Consider the following 24,562-nt stretch of genomic DNA (forward strand, 5'->3'; position numbering starts at 1 on the left):
GGGGAGAGACGGCGCAATGGGAGATGGGTATGGAATTTCGCGACGACGAGCTTTATCGCTTCGAAGCAGAAGGGGCCGCACCCCTGCCGCATACCGAGGTGAAAGGGCATGTCGATCATGATGGCGCGCATATCTGGTATGCCTCTTACGGCAGCGGAGCTCCGGTAATCCTCCTCCATGGCGGGCTCGGAAACAGCGGCAATTGGGGCTATCAAGTGCCCGCGCTCATCGACGCCGGCCATCAGGTTATCGTCATCGACAGCCGCGGCCATGGCCGCAGCACGCGCGACGAGCGGCCATACACCTACGAACTCATGGCCTCCGACGTTCTCGCCGTCATGGACAGGCTGAAGATCGACAAGGCGGCCATGGCCGGCTGGAGCGACGGCGCCTGCATCGGCATGGTGCTTGGAAAAACCCATCCGGAACGTGTGTCCGGCGTCTTCTTCTTTGCCTGCAATATGGATCCGAGCGGCACCAAGGAATTCGTGGCGACGCCGATCATCGAGCGCTGCTTCTCACGCCACACGAAGGATTACGCAGCCCTTTCCGCCACGCCGGACAAGTTCGATGCTTTCATCGAAGCGGTCGGCCTGATGCAGCGGACCGAGCCGAACTACACGGTCAAAGATCTCGCCGAGATCGATGTGCCTGTCGCCATCGTCCAGAGTGAGCATGACGAGTTCATCAAGCGCGAACATGCCGATTATCTCGTGCGGCACATTCCCGGCGCAGAGTTGATCCTTCTGCCCGGCGTCAGCCATTTCGCGCCAGTGCAGCGGCCGGCGCAGTTCAATGCCGCCCTGCTCGGCTTTCTTTCCAAACTTCCGGCCTGACAGCAGATTCAGTTGCGCACGTCCGATTGTTCGAATAAATGATGATCATCATCTTATTTGAACTCCCGAGACCGAATCGCCGCTGACAGGCCCTTCCGCCCCGGGGAGCAATTTGGCTCCAGGCAGGAGAATTTTATGACAGCCACTTTGTTTTCGCCGCTTTCCATTGGCCCTTATGAATTTGCACATCGGGTCGTCATGGCGCCGCTGACCCGCATGCGAGCGAGCCAGCCGGGCAATGTACCCTCGGCTTTGAATGCAGAATATTATGCCCAGCGCGCCAGCGAGGGCGGTCTCATCATTTCCGAGGGCTCGCAGATTTCCCGCGCCGCACAGGGCATGCCAGCAACCCCGGGCATCCACACGGCCGAGCAGGTCTCCGGCTGGAAGGCGGTGACCGACGCCGTTCATGGCAAGGGCGGCAAGATCTTCCTGCAGCTCTGGCATGTCGGTCGCATCTCCCATTCTTCTCACCAGCCTGATGGAGCTCCACCGATTGCTCCTTCCGCCATCGCCGCCAAGGGCGAGGCCTTCACGGCCTCCTTCCAGCGCGTGCCCTTCGAGACGCCACAGGCGATCGATATCGACCTGATGCCGCTCCTGATCGACGTCTATGCCGAGGCCGCCGCCAATGCCAAGCGGGCCGGCTTCGACGGCGTCGAAATCCATGGCGCCAACGGCTATCTGATCGAACAGTTCCTGCAGGCCCGCACGAACCGGCGCTCTGACCAATATGGCGGCTCGATCGAGAATCGTACGCGGCTGCTGCTCGAAGTGGTCGAGGCAGTTTCCGAAGTTTGGGGTTCGGATCGTGTCGGGGTCCGCCTCTCGCCCTTCGGCATTGCCAATGACAGCGGCGAGGATGATCCCTTGCGTCTCTACGGCCATGTCATTCGTGAGCTGGACCGGCTGAACCTTGCCTATCTGCATCTGATCGAGCCGCGCGCCAGCGGTGCGGGACAGGCCGAGGTCGACCACAAGAACGTACCGTCGGCCGCGGAATTGTTCAGGCCGGCATGGTCAGGCACGCTGATCGCCGCGGGCAATTTTCGGCCCGACACGGCCGAAGCCATGCTCGCCGCCGGCCATGCCGATGCCATCGCCTTCGGTCGGCTGTTCATCGCCAATCCCGATCTGCCGGAGCGCATCCGGCGCGGTGCACCCCTCAACCCCTATCACCGCCCCACCTTCTACGGCGGCGGCGCTGAGGGCTATACCGACTATCCGACGCTCGATGCCAGGGAGGCCGCCGAATGAGCACGCCAAGCGCAATTATTGTCGGCGTAGGTGCCGAGCAGGGTTTGGGTGCGGCACTCTGCCGGCTTCTTGCAGACAAGGGCTACCACGTCATCATCGCTGGCCGGACGGCGGCGAAGATCGATCAGGTGGCCGCTACCATCCAGGCGTCTGGCGGCAGTGCCGAGGCGATCGAAACGGACGCGACGGATGAAGCCGCCGTCGTCCGGCTGTTCGATCATGCCTTTACCGCTCGAGACGATATTGCCGCGCCTGACTTCGTCGTCTTCAACGCCGGCATCAACCGCCAGATCGGCTTTCGTAATCTAACAGCCGCTCAGTTCGAGGAGTTCTGGCGCATCTGCTGTTTTGGCGGCTTCCTCGTTGGCCGCGAGGCCGCGCGGCATCTGGCGCCGCTCGGCCGCGGTACGGTGATTTTCACCGGGGCCTCCGCCAGCCTGCGCGGCAAGGCCCGCTTTGCGCAGTTCGCCGCTGCCAAGGCGGGCCTTCGAATGATCAGCCAGAGCATGGCGCGGGAATTCGGACCACTTGGCCTGCATGTCGCCCACACCATCATCGATGGCGGCATAGACGGCGAGCGGCTGCGCTCGCGCCGGCCGGATGTGGATGCCGATGGGCTGTTGAATATCGACGCCATTGCCGAGAGCTACTGGCACATTCATCGCCAGCATCCTTCGGCCTGGACGCAGGAGCTCGATCTGCGTCCCTACAAGGAAAACTTTTGAGGCCCATCGAAAGGGTGATCGAGTATCAGCCGGCATTGCACTAGCAATTCCGCGACAGGGCCTTGGCGATCGCGAGGAATTTCGGATCTTCATCACAGGGGCGATGCCGGATCTCGGCATCACTCTCCGCGTCTGATATCTCGCTCGGAATGGTGAAGGACCATGCAGACGGCCGTTTCCGGCGGCGAAAAAACTGCGCTAGCCGGCTCAGCACGCTCTGTTTATCAGCCTCACCCTTATGTTCTAAACGCGGGTCGACGGCATTCGGATTGCAGGGATCACCCCATCGTTCATCATAAAGATCCTTGAAGAGATAATTGGTCAGCACTAGCTTGCCTTTCATTTTGAATCGATTCAACTTGAACACGCAGCACATTCTTGAATCGGTTCAATCGTACGCCTCAAAATTCTGCTGTCAAGAAGAATTGAACCGATACAACTTCATTGCTAGTATCCGCCAGAAACATAAGGAGGATTTCATTGGCCAAGGGCACCATCAGGCTCGCGGATGTCGCCAAGGCGGCCGGCGTATCACAAGGAACCGCCTCCAATGTTTTCAGCCGACCCGAAGTGGTGCGTGAAGAGGTGCGCGAGCATGTGCTCGAGACGGCCAAGCGGCTCGGCTATGCCGGGCCGAGCCTGACGGGCCGTCTGCTGCGGGCGGGAAAGGTCAATGCCATCGGCGTCGCCGCGGTCGAGCCGATTGCCTATTTCTTCAACGATCCGTGGGCCAGGGCTCTGCTGGCCGCCGTTTCCAGGGTCTGCGATGCCAGCGGCACGGGCCTCGCGCTGGTTTCGGCCAAGGACCGGCAGACGGTGGATTGGAACATCAAGAGCGCATTGGTGGACGGCTTCATCCTGCTCTGCGTGGAAGGCGGCGAGAAACTGGTGCAGTTGACGCGCGAGCGGCAATTGCCCTTCATCGCTCTCGCTTTGAATGACGAGGATCCCGCCATCCCCTCGATCAGCGTCGATAATGTCGGAGGTGCGGCCGTTGCGGCCCGGCATCTGGCGGAACTCGGCCACAGGCGTTTCGGCGTGCTCGCGACAGAACTCTCGGACGACCATGTCGGGCCGGTCGGCATCGCAGAGATCGAACGAGCGATCTATTCCACCTCGCGCAATCGTGCGTTCGGTTATTGGCGGGCCCTTGAAGCGTTCGGCATTCGGCGCGAGGACGTGCCGATCTATGAGACGCTCAACGACAAGCCAAGTGTCGAAGCCGGGCTCGACTACCTGTTCTCCGCACCCGAGCCGCCGACAGCGATCCTTGCCATGTCCGACAATATCGCGCTTCTGGCGATCAACTGGCTGCGGGCGCGAGGTCTCTCAGTGCCGCAAGACGTTTCCGTCATCGGCTTCGATGGCGTGCCGGAAGGCGGCATGGTGGAGCCCGGCCTGACGACGATGGCCCAGCCCTTTGCCGAGATCGCGGAACGCGCGGTGCAGGCCGTCCTCCACGATGCCGTACCGGCTGAACGCGAGATGATCGGCGTCACGCTGATCGTGCGCGGCAGCACAGCGGCTCCAAAATCATGATCGGATCTAGAGCGGCTTAGCTTTTAACGGAGTCTCTTAACCGCTCTATCTCTTTGTTTTCACGCAATTCCGGACGCAAAACCGCTTCGCACTTTTGCTGGAATTGCTCTAGCCCGCCTGCTGTGCGCCATCCACGTTTGCAGCCCGCATCTCGATGAGCTGCCGGGCAGCGGCGGCAGCGGCATCCTTGTCGCTCGCTACCTGTACGGTGGGGAAGGCGAACTGGATGCCGTTCTCGTCGAAGGACTGCTTGATCAGGGCCAGCGCACTGCGGCGGATGACAGAGAGCTCGTCGGGCTTGGCGGTGATTGCCAGCCTGATCTCGATCGCAAAATCGCCGAACTGCTCGACACCCTTCATCTTCAGCGTCTGGATGATGCTCGGTTTCAGCTCCTCGTCTTCAAGCAGGCGCTGGCCGATATCCTTGACGATGCGCTTCAGCTTCACGAGGTCAGTATCATAGGTGACCTTGACAATGATCTTGTCGATCGCCCAGTCGCGGTTCATGTTGTTGACCGCGCCGAGGGAGCCGAAGGGTATCGTCGCCAGCGGACCGCGCTGGTGTCGCAGCTTCACTGAGCGCAGGCTGAAGGATTCCACCACGCCTTTGTGGCTGCCGCTTTCGATATATTCGCCGATGCGGAACGCATCGTCCCAGAGATAGAAGATGCCGCTGATGACATCCTTGACGATCGTCTGCGCACCGAAGCCGACGGCGACGCCGACAACGCCGGCACCGGCGATCAATGGTCCGATCTGAACGCCGAGGCCGGACAGCACCATCATCACGGCGATGATGCCGATGATGACGGCCAGGATATTGCGGAAGATCGGCAGCAGCGTCTGCAGCCGGGCGCGGCTCGCTCTCATCTCCTCGGAATCGCTGACCGCAGGCAGGGATTGCATCAGCTTGGCGTCGATATAGGTTTTCGCCAGCTGCCAGACGAGATCCGCAACCAGAAGGATGACGATGCCGCCGAGAATGCCGCGCGCGATACGGCCAATATTCGATTCACTGCCGCTCATCATCGCGTGCGCTTCGACCCCCAGCATCCGGCCGAGCCAGAGGGCTGCGAACGTGATGATCAGCGCACGGACGCCGCGATCGAGAAGGACGGTCGCCAATTTTCCGGCACCGAAAATGCCCTCGGCCGCCTCATGCAGCGCCTCGATTGCGCGGGTGGAAACCGACAGGACACGCGGCAGCAATATCGCATAGATGCCCACCCAAAGCAGGCCATTGAAGCCCGCCACCCACAGGCCCCAAAGCGCTGCGAAGTAGATCGTCAGCAGCCAGGAGACTGCCCGCCTTCCACGCTTTCCCGGCACGGCGGGCCTCGACCATACAGCTTCCACCGCGATCACAAACAGGCCGATGCCGAGCGCGTACCCGATCAGGTCTCGCGCGCCGGCGGAAAAGCCGAGCGACGCGACAGCCTGTATGACGGCCCAGCCGCAAGCAAAATAGATAGTGAACAGCGTGCATCGCCGATACCAGTATTTTGCGACAAGCCGCCGTTCCGCAATGCGGGCAGCACCGCCATCCTCGTCCAGAACGTCATCCGTCCGGCGCATGGAGATCAGTTCCGTCAAAAGCCTGCCGATGGAAATGGCCAATCGGATGGACACGATCGCGATAACGCAGGCAATGGCGAAATTTTCGATGGCCGGCGGCCAGTCGAAAGCGAGAAGCGGAACGAGCGTCACCAGACCGTGAATGATGGCGGGCATGACGCCGCCCAGGAACTGGAATCGTGCCGCCTGCAGCTCGGTCTCGACGCCGGCTGCCCGTTCGGTGCGCTGCATATGCTTGGTATTGATGAAGCGCGCGGCCGCGAGCTCGGCCACGAGCCCAAGGAAGAAAAGGATCACAATCTGGATGGTGATGCGCAGCAGACCTACCGCCTTGCCCTCGCCCTCGAGCTTTTCCGATGCCGTCATGACTTCGGAGGGCAGCGTCATCGCCGCGCCTGATACGACTTCTAGGTGGCGCCGCGTATGACCAAGCAGGCCGGACAAAACCGACATCTGGTCACTTCCCGACGCTTCCGGATCGCCGGCAGTGGAGGTTGGAATGGAGCTGGGCTGAGGCTGATTGTTGAGCTGCGCGGCAAGCCATTGCTTGACGTCGGGCTCATTCATCAACTGGATCAGTTCACGGACCTTGTCGGGCGGCGGTGCCGCCGGCTGGGGTGCCGCTGCATTCTGCGCGAGCGACGTGACAGGCGCGGCCAAAGCAAGAAGACATAATAGCAGGGTCCCGATCCACAGCCTGCCACCCCCGAAGTTTCTCATATGCGATGCCCTTCCTGCAATCGGACCATCCGGTCCGTTCCCGCAGACTATACGCGTTTTTCGTCCGGGCAAGCAGGCGCTTAACGGGACAAATCCATCGCCTGCCCGGCATTGCCCCGGAGCGGTGGCCGCGCTAGGTTCTGACACATGCCGGTCGGTATTCGGGGACGCGCGTGTTCAATTTCCTGAAAAGGCTCTTCGGTAAGGGCAGTCGGTCCGACACGCGCAGCGGGCCGAGACTGCCCGAACCCGAAGCCACGACGGCCGTCAAGACGCTCGATCTGAACATTCCGGATGACGCCTTGCGGAACGAGGCAACCTTTGCGGCCTATCTGCAGGAGCGCCTGCCATTCTTCGGCGACCTGATCCGCGTCGATTACGATCCCGCGGCCGGAAGCCTGACGCTGCATAGCCGCAACGGCGATCGGATGACGAAATTCCTCAGCAATGCCCTGCTGGCATTGCGCGAAAAGAAAGGGCCGGCGCGCGCCCAAGCGCTGCTCAACTATCTCAACATGACAGAAGCCATGGAGGACGATAGCGAGCTCTCCAAGGTCCTGCCGGTGCTGAAAACGCGCGATTTCGTCGAGGTTGCCCGCCAGCAGATGATGCAGGCTGTCAGGGATGAACCCAGCCCGCCGCAATTCGTCTATCTCGACGAAGCGGAAAACCTGATCAAGCTTTTCGTCGTCAATGGCGAGACCACCGTCAGCTACGTCATGTCCACCGCGCTGGACGATTGGGGCATCGACGCCCGGGAGCTTGCCGAGACGGCGCAGGCCAACCTGCAAAAATTCCTCGCCAAGACGGGCGTTCAGATCGCCAAACGCAGCCGGTTCCAATATGTCGAGGTGGACGGCCAGTTCGAATCCAGCATCGCCTTCCTGCCGAATTTCTGGGCGCAGGTGCAGGAGCAATCCGGCGGCGCCGCGCCGATCGCCGCCTTCCTGTCGCGCGACAAGGTGTTCTTCACGCATGAAAACGATACCCAGGGCCTGCAGCTGCTGGAGCTGATCAGCGCCGATCTCAGCGACGTGCCCTACGTCATTTCGCCGGATCAATATCGCTGGGAAAACGGCCGCTGGACGCTATTTCGCCGCGTCGCGCGGATGGAGGCGGCGATCCGTCATTAACCCCCATGCGGGGCTTGTCTATAGCAGCATCAGACAAGTACGTCCTGATCGATGCGATCTTCCGCGCCGAAGAATTTCAGATAGCGCTCGACCTCTGCCGGCTCGCCGGTTGCCTTCTGCGGATTGTCCGAAAGCTTGACGGCCGGGCGGCCATTTGCCTCGATCACCTTGCAGACGATCGAAATCGGGCTGAGCCCCTTGAGTTCGGTGGGCGCGCAGCCGGCGAAATCATTGGTCAGATTGGTGCCCCAGCCGAAGCTCATGCGGACGCGACCGTCGAAATGCTTGTAGGTGTCGATGATGGCATCGACATCGAGGCCGTCAGAGAAGATCAGCAGCTTCTGGCGCGGATCGCGGCCCATCTTCTTCCACCAGTTGATGATCTTCTCGCCGCCTTCGATGGGAGGCGCGCTGTCGGGGCGGAAGCCGGTCCAGTCGGCCACCCATTCCGGCGCGTTGCGCAGGAAGGAAGCCGTTCCGAAGGCATCGGGCAGCACGACGAGCAGATTGCCGCCATAGAGGCGGTTCCAGTCGCGCAGCACCTTGTAAGGCGCCTTGCCGAGTTCTTCGTCGTTTTTCGCAAGTGCCGCGGCGACCATCGGCAGTTCATGCGCATTGGTGCCAACGGCTTCGAGATCGGAATCCATGGCGAGCAGCACGTTGCTCGTGCCGGTGAAAGCGTGCGGCACGCCTTCCTTCAGCGCCTCGACGCACCAGCGCTGCCAGAGGAAGCTGTGGCGGCGGCGGGTGCCGAAATCGGAAATGCGCAGGCCCGGCAGTTCCCTCAGACGCTCCACCTTCTCCCACATCTTGGCCTTGGCGCGGGCGTAGAGCACATCGAGCGTGAAGGGACCGAGCGCCTTCAGCGCCGTGCGCGAACGAAGCTCGTTGATGATGGCGAGTGCGGGGATCTCCCACATCGTCGTTTCCTTCCACGAGCCGTGGAAATCGAGAATATACTGGCCGTCGCGCTTCGAAAGCTCATATTCGGGCAGTTGGAAATTCGACAGCCAGGCGAGGAATTCCGGCTCGAAGATCTGCGCGCGGCCATAGAAGGTATTACCCGCGAGCCAGATCATCTCCTTCTTGGAGAGGCGGAGCGTGCGGGCGTGATCGAGCTGCTCGCGCAATTCCTTTTCGTCGATCACCTCGGCAAGGCGAACGCTTTTGGTGCGGTTGATGAGCGAGAAGGTGGCGTCGACCTCCGGATAGAGTTTCCAGATCATCTGCAGCATGAGAAGCTTATAGAAATCCGTATCGATCAGGCTGCGGATGATCGGATCAAGCTTCCAGGTGTGGTTATAGACACGGGTGGCGATATCCGTCTTGGTCATGTCGTTCCTGCCCCGTCTCCTGCCCTACGGACGTCATGCTCGCCGCCAACTATCCTGCGGGCATGCGATTGTCGCGCCTTGTTATCAAAAAATGTGGAGCGAAAGTCCAGTCACTGAAAGAAAATTGATGTCAGGGCAAACGCGCCGCATTCAACCCGCGAAAGCGAAGCGCCGTAACTTCCGCATCCTACCGGATTTAGTAACCCCGGTCGCGATCCACCAGATGCTGCAGCGGCTCGCCGCGTTCAAAACGGGCGATCTGCTCCTCGACATGGCGCATCAACGCCTTTTCGTCAGACACGGCGGAATCATGCGGCGTAATGATGACATTTTCCAGGTCCCAGAGCGGATCATCAGCCGAGAGCGGTTCGACGGCAAAAACATCGAGCGAGGCGCCGCCGAGAATGCCAGTGCGAACGGCCGAGGCGATATCGGCCGCAACCTGGCTCTTGCCACGGCCGGCATTGATGAAGACCGGCTTGCCGAGCGGGCCGTTGCGGTGCAGCCTGGAGAAAAGCGAGATGTTGTAAATCCCGGTCGTTTCCGGTGTCAGCGGCAGGAGGCCGACAAGAATGTCGGTACGCGCCAGAAACGTATCGAGCCCGCCGGCATCGAAGGTTTCCATGCCGTCGATTTCTTTCTTCCCACGCGACCAGCCGATGACGTTGAAACCCATCACCTTCAGCTTGGCGGCGGCATCGCAACCGAGAACGCCGAGTCCCATGACGCCGATGGTAACATCCGCCGCCTCGGGGCCATGCTGCGGCGCCCATACATGCTGTCGCTGATTGCGCATATGCCCCTGCACATCGCGCAGATGCATCAGGCACTGCATCACGACCCATTCGCTCATGCGCACCGTCAGGCTGCGATCGACGAAGCGGACGATCGGAATATCGGGCAGGCCGGCAATGGACATCATCGAATCGACGCCGGCGCCGCCCGAGAAGATCACCTTGAGATTGGGCGCGCGCTCAAAAAGATCGGCATCCGGCTTCCACAGCAGCGCATAGTCGACATGCCTCAGATCCAGCCCCTTGCTGGCGGGGTCGGCGAGATTGATGCTGCCGCGATCGGCAAAAGCGGTTTCGAGTGCCCTGGCGACGGTTGCCGGATCGAATTTGAGGTCGACGAGAACGGGGCTTTTGGCCGGCATGATGGTGGTCTCTATTGCTGGATGGCGGCGGTCGGCACCGCTTCGATATTGAAGGCAGCGGCAAGCAGCGCCCTGGTGTAGTCCTCTTTCGGCGCCCGGAAAATATCGGTGGATGCGCCCTGCTCGACGACCTTACCGAAGCGCATGACGATCAGTTCGTTGGCGAGCGCCTTCACCACCTTCAGGTCGTGGCTGATGAAGAGATAGGCAAGATCATGCTTCTTCTGCAGGTCGCGCAGCAAATCCACGACCTGTGCCTGCACGCTCATATCGAGCGCCGAGGTTGGCTCGTCCAGCATGACGAAACGCGGCTTCAGCACCATGGCGCGAGCGATTGCAATGCGCTGGCGCTGGCCGCCGGAAAATTCATGCGGGAAACGCCAGCGGGTGGAAGGGTCGAGGCCTACTTCCTCCAGCGCCCAGCAGACGCGCTTGTCGCGCTCATCGGCCGAAAGCGATCGCTCATGCACCTTCAACCCCTCGGCGATGATCTCGCCGACCGACATGCGCGGGCTCAACGATCCATAAGGATCCTGAAAAACCACCTGCAGCTGGTTGCGCAGCGGCCGCATTTCCCGGAACGAATAGCCGGCTATATCCTTGCCGACGAAGGCGATGCGTCCTTTGGAGGAAATAAGCCGGGCGAGCGCCAGACCGAGCGTCGTCTTGCCCGAGCCAGATTCGCCGACGACGCCGAGCGTCTGGCCGGCCCTGAGCTTCAGATCGATGCCGTCGACCGCCTTCACATGATCGACGACCTTGCGCATGAAGCCCGCCTTGATCGGGAACCACACACGGATATCGCTGCCTTCCATGACGACAGGCTTGTTCGCATCGCTCGCCGGCGGCTCGCCGCGCGGCTCGGCGGCCAGCAGATGGCGGGTATAGTCATGCTGCGGATTGGTGAAAACCTCCTCCACCGTGCCGGTCTCGACGATACGCCCCTTGGTCATCACGCAGACACGGTCGGCGAACTTGCGGACGATGCCGAGATCGTGGGTGATGAACAGCATCGACATGCCGTGCGTGCCCTTGAGGTCGCGCAGCAGTTCGAGGATCTGCGCCTGCACGGTCACGTCGAGCGCCGTCGTCGGCTCGTCGGCGATCAGCAGTTCGGGACGATTGGCAAGCGCCATGGCGATCATCACGCGCTGACGCTGACCACCCGATAGTTCATGCGGATAGGCCTTTAGGCGCTTTTCCGGTTCGCGGATGCCGACCTGGTTCAAAAGCTCCAGCGTGCGGTTGCGGGCAGCCTCGCCGGTCATGCCCTGATGTAAGGCCAGGATCTCGCTGATCTGCTTTTCGATCGAGTGGAGCGGATTGAGCGAGGTCATCGGCTCCTGGAAGATCATCGTGATGTCGTTGCCGCGCACGGCGCGCAGCTCGTTGTCGGATGCCTTCAGCAGGTCCTTGCCCTTGAACAGGATTTCGCCGGAAGGGTGGCTTGCGGCCGGATAGGGCAAGAGCTTCAGGATCGAATTGGCCGAAACCGACTTGCCGGAGCCGGATTCGCCGACCAGCGCCAAGACTTCGCCCTTGGCGATATCGAAGGAAACGCCATCGACCGCGGTCGATGTCTGCCCGCCCTGATGAAAGGCGACAGAGAGATTGCGGACTGACAGCAACGGAGTGTAGTTTTCGCTCATCGGAACGTTTTCCTCGGATCGAAGGCGTCGCGCACGGCCTCGCCGATGAAAATCAGCAGCGACAGCATGATCGACATGGTGAAGAAGGCCGAGAGCCCCAGCCAGGGAGCCTGCAGATTGGATTTGCCCTGAGCGATCATCTCACCGAGCGACGGCGAGCCCGGCGGCATGCCGAAACCTAAGAAATCCAGCGAGGTCAGGGTGGTGATCGAGCCCGACAGGATGAAGGGAACGAAGGTCAGGGTCGCGACCATCGCGTTCGGCAGCAGGTGGCGATACATGATGGTGCGGTTGTTGACGCCGAGCGCGCGGGCGGCGCGCACATATTCGAAATTGCGCGCTCTGAGGAATTCGGCGCGCACGACGCCGACGAGCCCCACCCAGGAAAACAAGAGCAAAATCCCGAGCAGGATGAAGAAGCCCGGCGGCAGCACCGAAGCGATGATCAGCAGGATATAGAGCACTGGCATGGACGACCAGATTTCGATGAAACGCTGCATCAGAAGATCGGTCCAGCCGCCGAAATAGCCCTGTATCGCGCCGGCGCAGACGCCGACGACGGCCGAGCAGATGGTGAGGGCGAGTCCAAACAGCACCGAGATGCGGAAGCCGTAGATCAGGCGGGCGAGCACATCACGCGCCTGGTCATCGGTGCCGAGCCAGTTGAAATTGCTCCAGTTGCAGTTCGGGTCGGCAACACCGCCGGGATAGCCCGAACAGCGCGTCTCCTTGCTCATCGCCCAGAATGGCGGCGTCGGCGCCGACAATCCCTTCGGCAGGTTGGAATTGGCGGTCTGATAGGAATAGTGGATCGGTGGCCAGATCATCCAGCCATTGGCATTGATCTCGTCCTGGATATCCTGGGCGCGGTAATCCGTCTGCGCCAGGAAGCCGCCGAATTTTTCTTCCGGATAATCGACAAAGACCGGCGTCAGGATCTCGCCCTTGTAGGAGACGAGGATCGGCCGGTCATTCGTGATGAACTCGGCTCCAAGGCTGAGGACGAACAGAACGAGGAAGATCCAGAGCGACCAGTAGCCGCGGCGGTTGGCCTTGAAATTCTCCCAGCGGCGCAGGTTGGTCGGCGAGAACAGTCCCTTGCGTGGCGGCTTCACCGTAGTCGATAGCGTCTGCTGATTGGTCGCGTCCATCACACCTCCCTCCGCTCGAAGTCGATGCGCGGATCGATCCAGGTGTAGATCAGGTCGGAGATAAGGCTGACGACGAGGCCAAGCAGCGAAAAGATGAAGAGCGTGGCAAACACCACCGGATAGTCGCGCTGGACAACGGAGAGATAGCTCAGGCGCCCCAAGCCATCGAGCGAGAAGATATTCTCGATCAAAAGCGAGCCGGTGAAGAAGGCGGAGATGAAAGCGCCGGGGAAGCCGGCAATGACGATGAGCATGGCGTTGCGGAAGACATGGCCATAGAGCACGCGCCGCTCGGAAAGACCCTTGGCGCGGGCGGTGATGACATATTGCTTCTTGATCTCTTCAATGAAGGAATTCTTGGTGAGCAGCGTCGTGGTGGCAAAGGCGGCGAGCGAGAGCGAAATCAGCGGCAGCACCAGATGCCAGAGATAGTCGAGGATCTTCTGCCACCAGCTGAGGTCGGCGAAATTATCCGAAACGAGGCCGCGCAGGGGGAACCAGTCGAAGAAGGATCCGCCGGCAAACAGCACGATCAGCATGATGCCGAACAGGAAGCTCGGGACCGCATAGCCGATGATGATGATGCCCGACGTCCAGACATCGAAGGTCGAGCCGTCCTGCACCGCCTTGCGAATGCCGAGCGGGATGGAGATGGCGTAGGAGAAGATCAGGATCCAGATGCCGAGCGAGATCGATACCGGCAGCTTCTGGCCGATAAGATCGATGACCGTGGTGTTGCGGAAGAAGCTCTCGCCGAAGTCGAAGCGGATATAATTCCACATCATCTGGCCGAAGCGCTCGAGCGGCGGCTTGTCGAAGCCGAACTGCTTGTCGAGCTTGGCGATCAGTTCCGGATCAAGACCCTGCGCGCCGCGATATTTCGAGTTGCTGTCATCTAGGGATTGCTGAGCCAGCATATCGGTGCCGCCGGACAGGCGGCCGGTGGCATTGTCGCCCTGCCCGGTCAGCTGCGCGATGACCTGTTCGACCGGACCGCCGGGCGCAAACTGCACGATGGTGAAGGAAATGGCCATGATGCCGACGATGGTCGGGATCATCAGCAGGAGGCGTCGCAGGATATAGGCGCCCATCAGCCCGCCGCTCCCTCAAAGAGGGGTATGCTCCGCCTTGCCTCAATCCAACTGTCGATCAAATCACATTCCCTTCCGCCGGATCGAGACCGGCGCAGTCATATCATCTTGAAACTATCCGAATCAGCCCTGAGCATTTGGAGCCAGCGGGCCCCTTATGGCAAGAGAAGCTCACTTTCCGACGCCTTTCGACCACCAGACTTCGGGGAAGCCGATCGAATAATAGGGCAATTCGGGCAGATGCTCGAACTTGTCCCAGTAAGCGATTCGTGTCGTCGTCCCGTAGAAGGTCGGCAGGACATAATGATGGGCAAGCAGTACACGATCGAGCGCTTTGACCGTCGCTTCCTTTTCCGCCACGTCCTTTGCGAAGATCACCTTCTGAATAAGCGCGTCGACGCCCGGATCGGAAATACCCGCATAGTTGCGGGATCCCTGGCGGCCGGCGGCGGCCGAACCCCAGAAATCAAGCTGCTCGTTGCCGGGATTCAACGTCTCCGCCCAGACGACCCAGATCATATCGTAATCGAAGCTGCGAACGCGGTTGACGTACTGCGAGGGATCGACAGTCCTGATGCTGGCATCGATGCCGATGCGCTTCAGATTCTGAATATACGGCAGCACCGACCTTTCCAGTGAAGGATTGTTCAAGAGGAGCTCCAGCGAAAACGGCTGACCGGTCTGCGCGTTCACCATCTTATTGCCCTTGAGGACCCAGCCGGCCTCCTTGAACAGGGCAATCGCCTTACGGAAATTATCGCGCGCCTTCTGCGGATCGCCGGCGACCGGATTGGCATAAGGCGTGGTAAAGACCTCGGCAGGTACCTTGTCCTTGACACTATTCAGGACATTGAGCTCCTCCCCTTGCGGCAGGCCAGAGGAAGCGAATTTCGTACCGAAAAAGAAGCTGTCGACGCGCGTCAACTTGCCAAAGGAAAGGGTCCGATTCAGTTCCTCGAAATCGTAAGCGTAGTTCAGCGCCTCGCGCACACGTTCGTCCTTGAACTGTTCGCGGCGCATATTGGGAACGAGCGCCTGCATGACGCCGACCGAGCGCAGTGTGTTGGGCAATTCCTCACGCTTGATGCGCCCATCCTTGGCGGCCGGAAAATCGTATCCGGTCACCCAATGGCTTGTCGAATTGTCCTGCCAGTAATCGATGACGCCGCTGCGAAACGCCTCGAAGGCGACGTCATAATCGGAAAAATAAACATAGTTTATCGCGCCGAAATTGTTCTCGCCGATATTGACCGGCAGGTTTTTGCCCCAGTAATCATCACGCAGTTCATAGCGGATCGAGGACCCCGGTTGCATTGATGCGATCTTGTAGGGACCTGATCCCATGACCGGCTCAAGTGTGGTGCGCGAGATATCGCGGGGCTTGCCATCAGGGCCATTTGCTTCCCACCAATGTTTTGGCAGGATCGTAAGCTGACCCAGGATCGAGGGCAGCTCGCGGTTACCTTTCTCATCGAAGTGGAAGGTAACGTCGCGCTCGCCTGTCTTTTCGGCGCTCACGACATGGGTGTAATATCCTGTCACCAACAGATTGAGTTCTTTGGTTTTCTCGAAGCTGAAGATGACATCCTCGGGCGTCACCGGTGTTCCATCGGCCCACTTTGCCTCGGCACGCAGCCGGAAGGTGGCGCTCGAGACGTCATCGGGATAGGAAACGCCCTCGGCAAGCAGGCCGTAGGAGGAATTGGCCTCATCATCGGCCTTCTTCAGCAGCGTATCGTAGATCAGTTCGGTACCATCGACGATATTGCCCTTCGATAGCACCGGATTGAGGGTATCGAACGTGCCGCTGGCAGACAGCTTCACCTCACCGCCCTTCGGCGCATCCGGATTGACATAGTCGAAATGCTTGAAGCCGGGCTGATATTTCAGGTCGCCGAGAATGGCCGTACCGATGCGGAATTGCGGCTCTTCGGCTTGCGAGGATAGAGGCATTGCCAGCAGGCAAAAAAGAGAAACGACCAAGCCTGCTTTCAACCGCGACAATGCCATTCATGATCTCCTGATGTTTTCCGAGAATCAGCATAAGGCAAATGAGGGCAAAAAGCAGGACGCAACAACTCATCTCTTTGCAAAGACGCCGAAGACCATCTCCAGGAATCAGCCCTTTGCCGCAGCTTCTTCAAGACGTTTGCGCAGCATCAGCCGCAATTCGCCGGCGACGCGGCGGTCCTCGGCGGCATCAGGCTCGGCGGCGATGGCAACGACGATGCGCAGCAGTTCGAGTACGATGCCCGACATCAGCGCGATATCGTCCGATATCGGCGGCTGCGCCCGCCGCAGAACGCCGGCGATCAGTTCCTTCAGCTCCGCCCGTGAGCGCGCCTTGCGCTCCTTCGGAATATCGCGGCGACCCGCCAGCACCGAAAACTCCGGATATTCATCCATGAAGGCGCTGAGCGCATCGAAGATCGCCTCGCCGCTATCGGCTGCGGAAAGGCCGGTGCTCCGTTCCGCCATGTCCCGAAGCCCGGCTTTCAATCGCTCCAGGCGTTCGATATGCAGCGCTTCGGCCAGCAAGGGCTTGGTCGGAAAGAACTGATAGAGCGAGCCTATGGAAGAATGCGCCTCGGCCGCAATCTCCGTCATCGTTGCTGCGTCGTAGCCCTTACGCGCGAAAACCTTTGCGGCCGCCTCCAGCAATATGACGACGCGCTCATGGCCGCGCTGCCGCTTCGGCGTTCGTGTCTTCAATGCTTCACTTGATTTTTGTGAGGCTTCCCTCATATTTTTCATTGTGAGGATAGCCTCATATTTCTTTCGGAGCTCCAGATGCCGCTTTACGATCCCAAGACCACCGCTCTTATTTCCATCGACTTGCAGGGCCTCGTTCTTACCAGACCGCTCGCGCCCCATCCTGCCCAGCAGATCGTCGCCAATACGGTTGCCATCGCAAACAGGCTGAAAGCCGATGGCGGAACGACCGTTTTCGTAACGGTCGGATTTTCCGCAGACTATGCCGACGCTGTCAATCAGCCGACTGACGAAAGCTTCACGCTTCCCCCAGGAGGTTTGCCGCCGGCCGCGTTGGAAGCGCCTGTCGAGATGGCGGCGCTGACGCCGGATGTGGCCATCGTCAAGCGTCAATGGAGCGCCTTCTACGGCACGGAACTCGATCTGCAGCTTCGCCGCCGCGGCATCAACACTTTGATCGTGACGGGAGTCGCCACCAATTTCGGCGTGGAAGCGACCGTACGCGACGGCTATGCCGCAAATTATGCCGTGATCGTCGCGGAAGATGCCGTAACGACCCTTTCGCAGGAGATGCAGGATTTCGCCTGCACGAAAGTGCTGCCGCGGCTGTCGCGCATCCGCAAGACGGCGGAAATCCTGGCGAACTGATCGGTCCGAAGCCTTAGTGCAGTCATGAGAAGGCGGTCGCTTGTCGGCCGCCGGCCATGCCGCGGATTAACTTCCATTGCTTTTCAGGATAATCTCGGGGCAAATCACTTCGGCCCAAATCACTTTGGATAACGCCGACCGCCGCTCAAGGATATGCATGATTTCACTTCTGGCTCGCTCCCTTCCAACAATCGGCAAAGTCTCTTTCGCGACAATGATTGGAATGGGTCTTATCGCCGGCGATGCGCTGGCGCAGCAGGCACCCCCCTCGCCCGGCAGCGCCAAGGCCGTCTTCGGAGCCGCGACACTGCCGACGCAGGGACCGCCGCAATCGATCGGTTTCTATGCCAAGGGCTGCCTTGCCGGCGCGGTCGCCCTGCCCGCGGACGGTCCGACCTGGCAGGCGATGCGCCTGTCGCGCAATCGCCGCTGGGGCCGGCCTGAAATGATCGGTCTGCTCGAGCGGCTGTCGCGCGATGCGGCCAGGAATGACGGCTGGCCGGGCCTGCTCGTCGGCGATATCTCGCAGCCGCGCGGCGGCCCGATGGCAAACGGCCATGCCTCGCATCAGATCGGCCTCGATGCCGACGTCTGGCTGACGCCGATGCCACGGCACAAGATGACGGCGGAAGAGCGCGAAACCCTGCCCTTCACCACGATGCTCGCCAAGGACAAGTTCCTGACGATCAACGACAAGGTCTGGACGCAGGCGCATGCCCGCCTGCTCATGCGGGCGGCAAGCTATCCCGAAGTCGAGCGCATCTTCGTCAACCCGGCGATCAAGAAGAAGATGTGCGAGACCTGGACGGGCGATCGCACTAATCTCAGCAAGCTGCGGCCGGAATACGGGCATGACTCGCATTTCCATATCCGCCTCCGTTGCCCAGCCGGCTCCGTCGGCTGCACAGGGCAGGCGCCGGTCGCCGCGGGCGACGGCTGCGACAAGCCGCTCGCCTGGTGGTTCGGTCCCGAGCCGTGGGCGAAGCCGAAGCCGAGCACGAAACCTCCGGTCAAGCCGCGCGAGGTCATGGTTTCCGATCTGCCCAAAGCCTGCCAGGCCATAGTGGCGGCACCATCGGTCGCATCGGCTCGCGCCGCAACCTTTGGCGCCAAAGCTGCCGATGCAGCGGCGGAAACGAACGCGTTACCTGTCTCTGGGCCTGCCTCCGGATCTGTTTCCGGCGACACGCCGCCCGGCCAAATCCCGCAGCAATGAGGCCGGAAACCTCCTTGCCGGTTCAGCCTTTTAAAACAGGTCTCCTTGGTATAGAAGGCGGATAAATCGATTGAAAGCACTGGGTGGAGCAAGGATTTCATGGCCGGCAGCAAATGCATCGCCTTGATCGCGCATGATCAGAAAAAAGATGCGATGGCGGAGTTCGCACGGCGCAACCAGGCAGCTCTTGCCGATTGGAAGATCGTTGCGACCGGCACGACGGGCGGCCGAGTGCTTGATGCCTGCCCCGACCTCAAGGTCACCCGCCTGAAAAGCGGGCCGCTTGGCGGCGATCAGCAGATCGGCGCTCTCATCGCCACCGGCGAGATCGACATGCTCATCTTCTTCATCGATCCCCTCACGCCCCTGCCGCACGACGTCGATGTGAAGGCATTGACGCGGCTTGCCGTTCTCTACGACATTCCGATGGCACTCAACGAATCCACCGCCGAGCGGCTGATCAAAACACTGAACCATTAATCCGCCTTGCCGGCGGCAGACACGGACCTGTCCATGCCCGAGCTCAATCACAGCGATGCCCCCCCGCCGTTTCCCATTCTGATCGGCGATATCGGTGGGACCAATGCGCGTTTCTCGATCCTTGTCGATGCAGGCTCCGAACCGGAGCATTTTCCGGTCGTGCAGACGGCGAATTTCGAGACAATCGACGATGCGATCAAGCTGATCCTCGAAAAGACGAAGACACGGCCCCGCGCCGCAATCCTCGCCATGGCCGGCCCTGTCCAAGGCGATGAAATTCCACTCACAAATTGCGACTGGGTGATCCGTCCGAAGACGATGATCGCCAATCTCGGCATCGAGGACGTGCTCGTCATCAACGATTTCGAGGCGCAGGCGCTGGCGATCGCCGAGATTTCCGACGAGCATCGCCAGACCATCGGCGAAGCATCCGGAACCAAGATCGCATCGCGTGTCGTACTCGGACCGGGCACCGGGCTTGGCGTGGGCGCCCTGGTCCATACCCAGCATCAATGGGTGCCTGTGCCGGGCGAAGGCGGCCATATCGATCTCGGGCCGCGCACGGAACGCGACCTGCAGATCTGGCCGCATCTGGAGCCCATCGAAGGCCGCATCTCGGCCGAGCAGGTGATCTGCGGCCGCGGCCTGCAGAACCTTTATCATGCCATCTGCGCAGCTGACGGCATCGCGCCGAGCCTGAAGGAACCGGCCGACATCACCAACCACGCCCTTGCCGGCACCAATGCGCAGGCGGAGGAGACGCTGACGCTGTTCGTCACCTATCTCGGACGCGTCGCCGGCGATATCGCCATGGTCTTCATGGCGCGCGGCGGCGTCTATCTCTCCGGCGGCATTCCGCAAAAGATCCTGCCGGCGCTGCAGAAGCCGGAGTTCCGCGCCGCCTTCGAAGACAAGGCGCCACACACGGAAATGATGAAGACGATTCCGACCCATGTGGTCATCAATCCGCTGGCGGCGCTTTCGGGCCTTGCGACCTACGCCCGCAAGCCCAAGAGCTTCGGCCTTGCCACGGAAGGCCGTCGCTGGCGGCGTTAACCGGATTGCCAGGTAGAGCATGGCGCGCTGAAACCCTGTGTGCCATGCCTTTTTGAAGGCGCCGGCTTTCTCTATAATGGGCCCGGCTCCGTGATCGGCCTTAACCAGCCCGGCAGACCATGTCTAGCCAAAGCCGTGCTAACTCTTTAATAGAGCCGCGGAAGCACGTGCCAGATGCGGCTCGCTTGGTTCAAGACAGGAAGCCGATTATTGAAATTGCCTGACCCGAAAAGCAAAAGCGTCGACAGCGAAGCCATTACCGGCATGCTGAAGCGTATTATCGCCGAGAACGGCCGCGATCACATTCGCGGCTACGCCATCGCGATTACCTGTCTTACCCTCGTTGCGCTTTCGACCGCTTACATCGGTTACATCGTCAAATCGGTCATCGACAGCGCCTTTATCGCCCGCGATATCGTCGATGCCTGGAAAATCTGCTTCAGCATCTTCCTCGTTTTCGTGGTGCGCGGTTTTGCGGGATATTTTCAGTCGGTCATCCTGTCGAAGATCGGCAACAACATCATCGCCCGCTATCAGCGCCGCCTTTATTCGCATCTGATGACGCTGTCGGTCGGCTTCTTCAGCGAAGCCCGCTCCGCGCAGCTCGCTGCCCGCATCAGCCAGAACGTCTCGGGCATCCGTGATGTCATGAACCTGACGATCACGTCGACGGCGCGCGACCTTCTGACCTTCGTCGCCCTGCTCTGCGTCATGGTCTTCCAGGATCCGGTGCTTAGCATTGCGTTCGTCGTCATCGCGCCGCCGCTCTTCTTCGCGCTGCGCTATATTTCCAAGCGCCTGCGCGCGGCCACACGCGATGCGGTGGTCCTGAACAGCCATGTGCTCGGTGCGATGCAGGAGACCATTCAAGGCGTTTCCATTGTCAAGGCCTTCACGATGGAAGAAGAGCTCGAGCGCAAGATCAACAAGCTGATCACCGCCGCCGAGCACCGGCAGAACCGCATCGCCCGTCTTTCGGAGCGCAACGGACCGCTGATCGAAACAGTCGCCGGCTTCGCGATCGCCAGTCTTTTCGCCTATGCCGCCTACCGGTCGATCTACGACAATGTTTCGCCGGGCGTATTCTTCTCCTTCGCCACTTCGCTGCTGCTCGCCTATGATCCGGCCCGCCGCCTCGCCAAGCTGCAGGTGCAGCTGGAGCGCGCGGTCGTCAATGCGCGGATGATCTACGAGCTGCTCGACATGGAGCCGCGCCAACGCGACCTGCCGGATGCCAAGCCGCTCAGCGTGACCGAGGCTCGCATCGAGTTCCGCGACGTTCATTTTGCCTATGGCGACGAATCCGTGCTTTCCGGTGTCAACTTCACGGCCGAGGGCGGACAGACGACGGCGCTGGTCGGCCCTTCCGGCGCCGGCAAGTCCACCGTCATCAATCTCATCCCGCGCTTCTATGATCCGAAGGCCGGCAGCATCTTCATCGACGGGCAGGATATCGCGCATGTAACGAAACAGTCGCTGCGGGAACAGCTCGCCTATGTTTCGCAGCAGCCCTATCTCTTCGAAGGCACGATCCGCGACAATATCCGCTACGGCCGTCCGAACGCGACGGATGCCGAGATCGAGGAAGCAGCGCGCCTTGCCTATGCCCATGATTTCATCGAGGCGCAGCCGATGGGCTATGACACACCGGTCGGCGAAAATGGTGTGACGCTGTCCGGCGGCCAGCGCCAGCGCTTGTCGATCGCCCGCGCGCTGGTGCGCAACGCGCCGATCCTGCTTTTGGACGAAGCGACCTCGGCGCTCGACACGGAATCCGAAGCAGCTGTCCAGAAGGCGCTGGAAGAAGCGATGAGCGGCCGTACGGTCGTCGTCATCGCGCACCGCCTGTCGACGGTTGTCCGCGCCGAGAAGATCGTCGTCATGCAGAACGGCCGGGTTGTCGAAGAGGGCAACCATGAGACGCTTGCGACATCAGACAATGGCCTCTACGCTCGGCTCAACAACCTGCAGCTACCGGCGATTTCGAGCAGTTCCCGCAAATAGACGATAGAGACGACATGAGCGACGATGCGATGAAGCTGGTGGTGGTGGGCGCGGCGGGCCGCATGGGACAGGCTCTCATCCGGATCATCCACGCAACCGAGGGCGTAACCCTGCACGCCGCCGTCGCCCGCCCCGGCTCCGCCTTCATCGGCAAGGATGCCGGCGAGATCGCCGGGCTCGGGCCGATCGGCGTTCCCGTCACCGACGATCCGCTTGCCGCCTTTCTGCATGCCGAAGGCGTCATCGATTTCACGACGCCGGCAACCAGCATCACCTTCGCCGGTCTCGCCGCCCAGGCGCGCATCGTGCACATCATCGGCACGACCGGATGTTCGGACGAAGACGAGTCGAAGTTCAAGGCTGCCGCACGGCATGCCCGCATCGTCAAGTCGGGCAATATGGGCCTCGGCATCAACCTTTTGAGTGTGCTTGTCGAGCAGGCGGCGCGGGCGCTGCCTTCGAACGATTGGGATATCGAAGTGCTGGAGATGCATCACCGCCACAAGGTCGATGCGCCCTCAGGCACGGCACTCCTGCTCGGCCAGGCAGCGGCGAAGGGCCGTGGCGTCGATCTCAACGACAATTCCGTTCGCGTGCGCGACGGCCATACCGGGCCGCGCCCGGCAGGCTCGATCGGCTTTGCGACCTTGCGTGGCGGCGGCGTGGTCGGCGATCACTCCGTCATCTTCGCCAGCGAGGGGGAGCGGCTGACGCTGTCGCACAATGCCGGCGACCGCTCGCTGTTTGCGCGCGGGGCGCTGCAGGCAGCACTCTGGGCACGCGACAAGAAACCCGGCTTCTATTCCATGCTCGATGTTCTCGGGCTTTCCACACGTTGATCCGATCCTGGAGCGGATCGGCATGGAACTGCCGATCCGCTCCAGCCTTTTGTTGTCTCGCAATTCCGGACGGAAAACCGCTACACACTTTTCCTGGAATTGCTTCATTAAGGAGAAATTTATGAGCGGCACTCTCGTTCTCGTTCGCCACGGCCAGAGCGACTGGAATCTGAAGAATCTCTTTACCGGCTGGAAGGACCCGGATCTGACCGCGCTTGGCATCGAAGAGGCCAAGACCGGCGGCAAGGCTTTGGCCGACTACGGCATCAAGTACGACATCGCCTTTACCTCCGCGCTGACGCGCGCCCAGCACACGCTGAAGATCATCCTCGATGAAATCGGCCAGCCCGGCCTCGAAACCATCAAGGATCAGGCGCTGAACGAGCGCGACTACGGCGATCTCTCCGGTCTCAACAAGGACGACGCCCGCGCCAAGTGGGGCGAAGAGCAGGTTCACATCTGGCGCCGCTCCTACGACGTTCCGCCGCCCGGCGGCGAAAGCCTGCGCGATACCGGTGCACGCGTCTGGCCCTATTACCTCACAGAAATCCTGCCGCGCGTGCTCGCCGGCCAGAACGTGCTGGTGGCCGCTCACGGCAACTCGCTGCGCTCGCTCGTCATGGTTCTCGACCGCCTGAGCAAGGCGCAGATCCTGGAGCTGAACCTCGCGACCGGCGTACCCATGGTCTACAAGCTCAAGGCCGATTCCACCGTCGCCTCGAAGGAAGTCCTCGGCGACATGTCCGGCGCGCATTGAGCTGTTGAACGGAAACCACCCCTCATATGCCTGAGATGAGGGGTGGGAAATGCCGCAATAAGTGTTACACTGCACTGCGTATGTAACACATGGACTGACATGACCGACGCGACATTTACCTTCCGAGTTGAAGAAGAGTTGAAGGCGGCTTTCAGCGAGGCTGCGAAAGCGCATGATCAAACCGGTGCGCAGTTGCTTCGGGCTTTCATGCGCGATTATGTGCGGCGCCAGCAAGATGCCGCTGAATATGACACATGGTTTCGCCAGCAGGTTCAGGCCGGTCTTGCTTCAGCCAACGCCGGCAATCTCATTCCTGACGACAATATAGATGCTGAATTTGCCGCCTTGCGAGAAGAAACACGCCGCAAACTCAGCGGGCGTTCTTCGTGAAACTTGCGTGGACTCCCGAAGCACGGGCTGATCGACGCGCCATCTATATTTATATCGAGGCTGAGAACGCCTCTGCGGCAATCGCGCTGGACGAACTCTTCGCCAAACGGTCGAAACAACTCATGACCCATCCAATGACGGTCTGACCCGGCCGCGTATCCAGGACACGCGAACTCGTCGTGCACAGAAACTATCTGCTGGTTTATGATCTTGCTGATGAAACGGTGCGCATAATCCGCATCCTGCATGCCGCACAGCAATGGCCGCCGAACGATTTTCAGCCGATTCCCTAGT

22 protein-coding genes and 1 pseudogene are annotated in these 24,562 nt (G+C 60.7%); 14 read left to right on the forward strand and 9 right to left on the reverse strand.

The window, feature by feature from the left end; translation table 11 throughout:
• The first annotated feature begins 29 nt into the window (after positions 1-29).
• The 3 genes from FHT84_RS28675 (at position 30) to FHT84_RS28685 (ending at position 2,818) form a co-directional block, all read left to right on the forward strand.
• Positions 30-836 (forward strand): alpha/beta hydrolase, encoded by an 807-nt coding sequence (locus tag FHT84_RS28675; protein WP_183765460.1) that lies wholly within the window; start codon positions 30-32, stop codon positions 834-836.
• Positions 837-971: 135 nt separating this feature from the next.
• Positions 972-2,093 (forward strand): alkene reductase, encoded by a 1,122-nt coding sequence (locus tag FHT84_RS28680; RefSeq protein ID WP_183765462.1) that lies wholly within the window; start codon positions 972-974, stop codon positions 2,091-2,093.
• The gene (locus FHT84_RS28685; RefSeq protein WP_183765464.1) at positions 2,090-2,818 is read left to right on the forward strand and encodes an SDR family NAD(P)-dependent oxidoreductase; all 729 of its coding nucleotides are present in this window, start codon (positions 2,090-2,092) and stop codon (positions 2,816-2,818) included. The genes FHT84_RS28680 and FHT84_RS28685 overlap by 4 nt, the downstream gene beginning before the upstream one ends.
• Before the next feature lie 40 nt (positions 2,819-2,858).
• On the opposite strand, the gene FHT84_RS28690 is transcribed toward FHT84_RS28685, so the two are convergent.
• Positions 2,859-3,161, reverse strand: a complete 303-nt coding sequence (locus tag FHT84_RS28690; RefSeq protein WP_210278983.1) for a hypothetical protein — start codon at positions 3,159-3,161, stop codon at positions 2,859-2,861.
• 137 nt (positions 3,162-3,298) lie between these two features.
• Between FHT84_RS28690 and FHT84_RS28695 the strand changes: the two genes are divergently transcribed.
• Positions 3,299-4,357, forward strand: coding sequence for a LacI family DNA-binding transcriptional regulator (locus tag FHT84_RS28695; RefSeq protein WP_183765466.1), 1,059 nt, complete (start codon positions 3,299-3,301; stop codon positions 4,355-4,357).
• 108 nt (positions 4,358-4,465) lie between these two features.
• On the opposite strand, the gene FHT84_RS28700 is transcribed toward FHT84_RS28695, so the two are convergent.
• Positions 4,466-6,652, reverse strand: coding sequence for a mechanosensitive ion channel family protein (locus FHT84_RS28700; protein WP_183765468.1), 2,187 nt, complete (start codon positions 6,650-6,652; stop codon positions 4,466-4,468).
• Positions 6,653-6,825: 173 nt separating this feature from the next.
• Between FHT84_RS28700 and FHT84_RS28705 the strand changes: the two genes are divergently transcribed.
• A complete protein-coding gene (locus FHT84_RS28705; RefSeq protein ID WP_183765470.1) occupies positions 6,826-7,785 on the forward strand; it encodes a hypothetical protein in 960 nt (319 codons plus the stop codon).
• 29 nt (positions 7,786-7,814) lie between these two features.
• Here the strand turns inward: FHT84_RS28705 and pncB are convergent, their stop codons facing one another.
• The 7 genes from pncB to FHT84_RS28740 form a co-directional block, all read right to left on the reverse strand.
• On the reverse strand, positions 7,815-9,119 hold the full coding sequence (gene pncB / locus FHT84_RS28710) for a nicotinate phosphoribosyltransferase (protein ID WP_183765473.1): 1,305 nt from the start codon (positions 9,117-9,119) through the stop codon (positions 7,815-7,817).
• 196 nt (positions 9,120-9,315) lie between these two features.
• The gene (locus FHT84_RS28715; protein ID WP_183765476.1) at positions 9,316-10,275 is read right to left on the reverse strand and encodes a glyoxylate/hydroxypyruvate reductase A; all 960 of its coding nucleotides are present in this window, start codon (positions 10,273-10,275) and stop codon (positions 9,316-9,318) included.
• 11 nt (positions 10,276-10,286) lie between these two features.
• A complete protein-coding gene (locus FHT84_RS28720) occupies positions 10,287-11,924 on the reverse strand; it encodes an ABC transporter ATP-binding protein (RefSeq protein ID WP_113250901.1) in 1,638 nt (545 codons plus the stop codon).
• Positions 11,921-13,075, reverse strand: a complete 1,155-nt coding sequence (locus FHT84_RS28725; RefSeq protein ID WP_112341840.1) for an ABC transporter permease — start codon at positions 13,073-13,075, stop codon at positions 11,921-11,923. Before FHT84_RS28725 ends, FHT84_RS28720 begins: the two co-directional genes overlap by 4 nt.
• Positions 13,075-14,166 carry a microcin C ABC transporter permease YejB gene (locus tag FHT84_RS28730; protein ID WP_112341839.1) on the reverse strand — a complete coding sequence of 364 codons (1,092 nt, stop codon included), beginning with the start codon at positions 14,164-14,166 and terminating at the stop codon, positions 13,075-13,077. The genes FHT84_RS28725 and FHT84_RS28730 overlap by 1 nt, the downstream gene beginning before the upstream one ends.
• 171 nt (positions 14,167-14,337) lie before the next feature.
• Positions 14,338-16,176: an extracellular solute-binding protein gene (locus FHT84_RS28735; RefSeq protein ID WP_183765479.1), complete on the reverse strand. Its 1,839-nt coding sequence runs from the start codon at positions 16,174-16,176 to the stop codon at positions 14,338-14,340.
• 108 nt (positions 16,177-16,284) lie between these two features.
• On the reverse strand, positions 16,285-16,920 hold the full coding sequence (locus FHT84_RS28740; RefSeq protein WP_183765482.1) for a TetR/AcrR family transcriptional regulator: 636 nt from the start codon (positions 16,918-16,920) through the stop codon (positions 16,285-16,287).
• 36 nt (positions 16,921-16,956) lie between these two features.
• Between FHT84_RS28740 and FHT84_RS28745 the strand changes: the two genes are divergently transcribed.
• From FHT84_RS28745 to FHT84_RS31590, 9 genes and pseudogenes are all read left to right on the forward strand, one after another.
• Positions 16,957-17,526, forward strand: a complete 570-nt coding sequence (locus FHT84_RS28745) for an isochorismatase family protein (RefSeq protein ID WP_183765485.1) — start codon at positions 16,957-16,959, stop codon at positions 17,524-17,526.
• A 157-nt stretch (positions 17,527-17,683) separates the two neighbouring features.
• On the forward strand, positions 17,684-18,742 hold the full coding sequence (gene mepA / locus FHT84_RS28750) for a penicillin-insensitive murein endopeptidase (RefSeq protein WP_183765489.1): 1,059 nt from the start codon (positions 17,684-17,686) through the stop codon (positions 18,740-18,742).
• 99 nt (positions 18,743-18,841) lie between these two features.
• Positions 18,842-19,222, forward strand: coding sequence for a methylglyoxal synthase (locus FHT84_RS28755; protein ID WP_112341834.1), 381 nt, complete (start codon positions 18,842-18,844; stop codon positions 19,220-19,222).
• Between the two features lie 33 nt (positions 19,223-19,255).
• On the forward strand, positions 19,256-20,278 hold the full coding sequence (locus FHT84_RS28760; protein ID WP_183765493.1) for a glucokinase: 1,023 nt from the start codon (positions 19,256-19,258) through the stop codon (positions 20,276-20,278).
• A gap of 210 nt (positions 20,279-20,488) precedes the next feature.
• Positions 20,489-22,282: an ABC transporter ATP-binding protein gene (locus tag FHT84_RS28765; protein WP_112341833.1), complete on the forward strand. Its 1,794-nt coding sequence runs from the start codon at positions 20,489-20,491 to the stop codon at positions 22,280-22,282.
• A 14-nt stretch (positions 22,283-22,296) separates the two neighbouring features.
• The gene (gene dapB / locus FHT84_RS28770; protein ID WP_112341832.1) at positions 22,297-23,121 is read left to right on the forward strand and encodes a 4-hydroxy-tetrahydrodipicolinate reductase; all 825 of its coding nucleotides are present in this window, start codon (positions 22,297-22,299) and stop codon (positions 23,119-23,121) included.
• Positions 23,122-23,242: 121 nt separating this feature from the next.
• Entirely contained in the window at positions 23,243-23,878 is a 636-nt protein-coding gene (locus FHT84_RS28775) for a 2,3-bisphosphoglycerate-dependent phosphoglycerate mutase (RefSeq protein ID WP_112341831.1), read from the forward strand.
• 99 nt (positions 23,879-23,977) lie between these two features.
• The gene (locus FHT84_RS28780) at positions 23,978-24,268 is read left to right on the forward strand and encodes a hypothetical protein (RefSeq protein ID WP_112341830.1); all 291 of its coding nucleotides are present in this window, start codon (positions 23,978-23,980) and stop codon (positions 24,266-24,268) included.
• A 176-nt stretch (positions 24,269-24,444) separates the two neighbouring features.
• Positions 24,445-24,561 (forward strand): annotated as a pseudogene (locus tag FHT84_RS31590) (hypothetical protein); the annotation flags it as partial.
• Position 24,562: the final 1 nt, after the last annotated feature.

The organism is Rhizobium sp. BK289, from assembly GCF_014193575.1.
GTDB classification, from domain to species: Bacteria; Pseudomonadota; Alphaproteobacteria; order Rhizobiales; family Rhizobiaceae; genus Rhizobium; species Rhizobium tropici_C.